At 73.4% G+C, this 4926-nt stretch carries 3 protein-coding genes; 2 read left to right on the top strand and 1 reads right to left on the bottom strand.

Annotation, left to right across the window (positions count from 1 at the left end; genetic code table 11):
* Positions 1–1860: PAN domain-containing protein (locus tag Q0112_RS04445; RefSeq protein ID WP_297971984.1), on the bottom strand; the 1860-nt coding region annotated here is incomplete at its 3' end.
* Between the two features lie 197 nt (positions 1861–2057).
* Here Q0112_RS04445 and mgtA point away from each other — a divergent pair.
* Together mgtA and Q0112_RS04455 are read left to right on the top strand one after the other, a co-directional pair.
* Complete coding sequence (mgtA, locus tag Q0112_RS04450) at positions 2058–4598, top strand: magnesium-translocating P-type ATPase (RefSeq protein ID WP_297971987.1); 2541 nt, start codon at positions 2058–2060, stop codon at positions 4596–4598.
* A 74-nt stretch (positions 4599–4672) separates the two neighbouring features.
* A partial coding sequence (locus tag Q0112_RS04455; RefSeq protein WP_297971990.1) for an MBL fold metallo-hydrolase occupies positions 4673–4926 on the top strand: 254 nt, incomplete at its 3' end.

Here is a 4926-nt window from a genome sequence, read left to right on the forward strand (position 1 = left end):
CTCGACCGCGGCCGCGCGGTCGTCGCGGGCAAGGATCGTCGCGAACACAGTCTCGCCCGGCCGGTAGGCGCCCCGCTCGGTGGTCACGAAGACGTCGACCGGCGGCGGCGCGGGCCGGCCGGCGACGCCGCGGTCGGAGAGGTCGAAGCCGGGCTCGGCGAGGCTCAGGAAGGCGTAGTCGTCGCCCGCCTCGGCGGTCACCAGCGCGGCCTCGGCGCCGCCGCGGCCGCGCAGCAGCCCGGGATCGAAGCGGGCGTGGCCCTCGGCGTCCGTCACCGCCTCGCCGAGCACGTCGTTGTTGCGGGCCAGGAGCTTCACGACGACGCCTGCGCGCGCGGTCGCATCGGAGAGGCCGCGGAGAAAGACGTGGAGGCCGTCGGCGCCGGTCAGCGTCGCGAGGCCGAGGTCGGTCACGACGAACCACTGCGTCGCGGTCGCCTCCCAGTCCTCGCGTGCCGGCCCGTCGACGACGCGCGCGGTCAGGACATAGAGGCCGGGGGCGAGGCCGGCCACGACGTCGCCCATCGGCAGCGCCGTCGTCACGTCGCGGTTCAGCTCCTGCGCGAGCACACCCGCGCCCTCCCATACCGGAGCGCCGAGGGTGTCGCCGAGGCGGGTCTCCTCGTAGCCGGTCAGCGGGCTGCCGAAGTCGCCGTTGCCGAGCACGGTCGCGACGTTGCGGCTGCCGACGCGGTAGAGCCGCAGCGTGGCTTCCCCGGCATTGACCGAGACGATCGGCAGCGCCGCCTCGGCACTCTTCGGCAGCACGTAGGCGCGCCCGGCGAAGCGCACCGAGGGCGTGCGGTCGCGGACGTAGACCTCCTGCCCGACCGAGGCGCGCAGGCGCTCGCCGGCGGCGGAGGGCAGGCCGGCGCGCAGCGTCACCCGGTAGCGGGAGCCGTGCGCCAGCCCGTCGATGCAGAGCTGGCGGTCGCGCGCCTCGACCGGGAAGGTCCCGGCATCGACGCGGACGAAGTCGGCGTATTCGACGCCCGCGCCGGCGAGCGGCTCGGAGAAGTCGAAGCAGGCGCGCGGGCTCGCCGCCTCGAAGTCGACCTGGCGGTCGGTGACGCGGAAGCCGTAGAGGCCCTCGGCCCGCGCCACCGCGGCGGCAATCGCCGGCCCGGGCGCGAGCCGTTCGGCGAGACGGAGTGCGTCGAGCGAGGCGCGGCCCTCGCCCGCCGCCTCGAGCGCGACGCCGGTGAGGCGCGCGGCCTCGCCGGCCTCGGCGTCCGATCCGGCGCGAAGAAAGCCGTTGATGCCGGCCGAGACGGCGAGGTCGCGCAGCCTCGTGCGCTGATCCCAGTCCTCGACCGCCGCCCCGGCGGCGAAGGCGGCGAGCGCGGCCCAGGCCGCCGCCGCGTCGGTCCGGTTGACCTCGGCCAGCAGTGCGTCCAGTTCGGCCGCGACCGTCGGCTCGGCGATCTGGGCCTCCTGCGGGAAGCCGGCCGAGAGCGCCGCTTCGCGCGCCGCGGCAAGCCGGCCGGCCGGGAGGAAGCCGAGCTCCGCGGCACGCGCGGCCGCCCGGGTCGCAAGACCTTCGGGCTGAGGCGCCAGCGTCGCCGACAGCGCCGCCGGGAAGGGGGTCCGGGCGCCGTCATCGGACTTCAGGAAGCAGGCGTTCGCCGCGGTGTTGAAGGTGAAGGCCGTGCAGGCGCCTTCCGCCAGGCAGGCGTCCCGACAGATCGGCAGGGTCGTGCCGAAGATCGACCGCAGGTCGCTGCCGTAGAAGTCGACGCCGGGCTCGACGGTCAGCCGCCGCTCGGGCAGCGGTCCGCCCGGCGCCTGCGCTGCCGCGGCGCCGGCTGCCACAACCACGCACAGCGCGAGCGCCGCCTCGAAGAGCCTGCCACCGATCATTCGCGCCTTCTCCTCCGATATCGCGGCAGGGTCCGTCTCCCCCGGTCGCGGGTCAAGGCATTTGGCAGTCGCGGCTCCCAGGCAAGCTCGGGCGCATCGAGACACCGAGACACCGAGGAAGAGATGGCGGGCCGGCCGGCGACATGCGAGCTTGGAGGGAGCGCGGAAGCCTCGGTCTGAAACAGCAGGGAGCGTCCATGCCCGAGGTTCCGCAGCGGTACTGGACCAGCCCCGCGGCATCCCTTCTCCGGACGCTTGGCACCCCGGCGGCCGGGCTGAGCGCCGCCGAAGCTGCGGCGCGGCTGGCGGCGAGCGGGCCGAACGCGCTCGGTCGAGGCGGGCGGGGCTCGGCGGTCCTGGTCTTCGCGCGGCAGTTCCGCAGCCCGCTCGTGCTCATCCTCGTCTTCGCGGCGATCGTCTCGGCGTTCGTGGGCGAGCTTGCCGAAGCCGTCATCATCGGCGCCATCCTGCTCGCGAGCTGCGCCCTCTCCTTCACCCAGGAATACGGCGCGTCGCGGGCGATGGAGGCGCTGATCGCCCGCATCGCCCACCGGGTCACCGTGGTGCGCGACGGCCGCGAGAGCATCGTCGAGGCGGCGGCGCTGGTGCCGGGCGACCTCGTCCGGCTGTCCGCCGGCAGCCTCGTCCCCGCCGACGGCGTGCTCGTCGAGGCGCGCGACCTCAACGTCACCGAGTCGGCGCTGACCGGCGAGAGCTTCCCGATCGTGAAGGCGCCCGGGACCTCGGACGCCGACGCGCCGCTGGCGGAGCGCCGCAACGTCGTCTTCACCGGCACCACGGTGCGCAGCGGCACGGCGACCATGCTCGCCGTCGCGACCGGCGAGCGGACCGAGTTCGCCCGCATCGCGACGACGATCCGGCGCAGCGTCCCCGAGACCGATTTCGCCCGCGGCATCCGGCGCTTCGGCTACCTGATGACCGAGATCATGCTGGCGATCGTGATCCTCGTCTTCTTCGCCAACCTGCTCCTGGCGCGGCCGACGATCGACTCGCTGCTCTTCTCGCTGGCGCTGGCGGTCGGCCTGACGCCGGAGCTGCTGCCGGCGATCATCAGCGTGACGCTCTCCCGCGGGGCACGTACCATGGCGCGGGGCGGGGTGATCGTGCGCCGGCTCGAGGCGATCGAGAACCTCGGCAGCATGGACCTGCTCTGCACCGACAAGACCGGGACGCTGACCGAAGGCGTGATCCGGCTCGACGCCTGCCTCGACCCGGCCGGCGGGCCGTCGGACGCGGTCCGGCGCTGGGGGCTCCTCAACGCCGGCCTCCAGACCGGCATGGCGAATCCGCTCGACGAGGCGATCACCGCCGCGCGCCGCCCCGACGATGCCCTCGAAGCCTGGAGCAAGGTCGACGAGATCCCCTACGACTTCTTCCGCAAGCGGCTCTCAGTCGTGGTGCGCCAGCCCGGCGCCTCCGAGGATCTGATGATCTGCAAGGGTGCCGTGGGGCCCGTCGTCGCCTGCTGCGCCGCGCTCGCCGACGGAACCGGCGAGCGGCCGCTCGGCGAGGACGATGCCCGCGCGATCGACGAGCGGGTCCGTGGCTGGGGGTTCGAGGGCATCCGCGTGCTCGGCCTCGCCGTGCGCCGCGCCCCGCACCGCGACGCATGGCGCCGCGAGGACGAGGCCGGGCTGACCTTCGCGGGATTCCTCCTCTTCCGCGATCCGCCGAAGCCCGGCATCGCCGCGACGCTGGCCGAACTCGCCGGGCGCGGCATCGCCGTGAAGGTGATCTCCGGCGACAACCGCTATGTCGCCGAGCACCTTGCCGCGACGATCGGGCTCGCGCACGCGGCGATCCTGACCGGCGGCGATCTCGCGACGCTCACCGACGAGGCGCTCCTCGCCCGGGTCGAGGAGACCGGGATCTTCGCCGAGATCGACCCCAACCAGAAGGAGCGCATCATCCGCACGCTGCGCCGGCGCGGCCACGTCGTCGGCTATCTCGGCGACGGCATCAACGATGCCCCGGCGCTGCACGAGGCCGACATCGGCATCTCGGTCGACGGCGCCGTCGACGTCGCGCGCGAGGCCGCCGACATGATCCTGCTCGAGCGCGACCTCGGCGTGCTGCTCCGGGGCGTCGACGACGGCCGCCGCACCTTCGCCAACACGATGAAGTACATCGCCATCACCACGAGCGCGAACTTCGGCAACATGGTGTCGATGGCCTTCGCCTCGCTGGCGCTGCCGTTCCTGCCGATGCTCGCGCAGCAGATCCTGCTCAACAACCTGCTCTCGGACATCCCCTCGCTCGCGATCGCCACCGACCGGGTCGACGCCGACCAGGTCCTGACGCCGCGGCGCTGGGACATCGGCTACGTGCGGCGGTTCATGGTCGCCTTCGGCCTGGTCAGCTCGCTCTTCGACCTCGTGACCTTCGGCTTCCTGCTCGCGCTCGCCGGCGCCACCGCGGCGACCTTCCAGACCGGCTGGTTCGTGGAGTCGCTCGTCACCGAGCTCGCGATCGTCTTCATCGTGCGCACCCGCAAGCCTTTCTGGCAGAGCCGCCCGAGCGCCCCCCTTGCCTGGCTCTCGGTGGCCGTGGCGATGCTCGCGGTCCTGATCCCCTACCTGCCGGGCGCGCAGCTCCTCGGCTTCGTGCCGCTGCCACCGCCGGTTCTCGTCGGACTTGCCGCCATCACCGCCGCCTATCTCGCCGCCTCCGAGGCGGTGAAGCACTGGTTCTACGCGCGAGCAGCCGGCGCCGGGTAGCCCGCCCCGCTGCCGCGTTGCGGCCGTCCGCGCGCGGGAGTACCCTCGATGTCCGGGAGAGGTGAAGGGCATCCATGGCGCCGCGGCTGACCTTCCACGGAGCGGCGCGCGCCGTGACCGGATCGTGCTTCCGGCTGCAGGTCGGGGGCGCGGAAGTTCTGTTCGACTGCGGCCTGTTCCAGGGCTCGAAGACCGAGAAGGAGCTGAACTACCGGCCCTTTCCCTTCGTGCCGTCGAGGATCGCCGCGGTCGTCCTCAGCCACGCGCACATCGACCACTCCGGCCTCCTGCCGAAGCTCGTCCGCGACGGCTTCGCCGGGCCGATCCA

Origin of the sequence: uncultured Amaricoccus sp. (assembly GCF_937858865.1) — a bacterium.
Taxonomy (GTDB): domain Bacteria; phylum Pseudomonadota; class Alphaproteobacteria; order Rhodobacterales; family Rhodobacteraceae; genus Amaricoccus.

Coding starts and splice junctions, on each gene's coding strand:
- mgtA (WP_297971987.1), top strand. CDS start 2,058: ATGCCCGAGGTTCCGCAGCGGTACTGGACCAGCCCCGCGGCATCCCTT.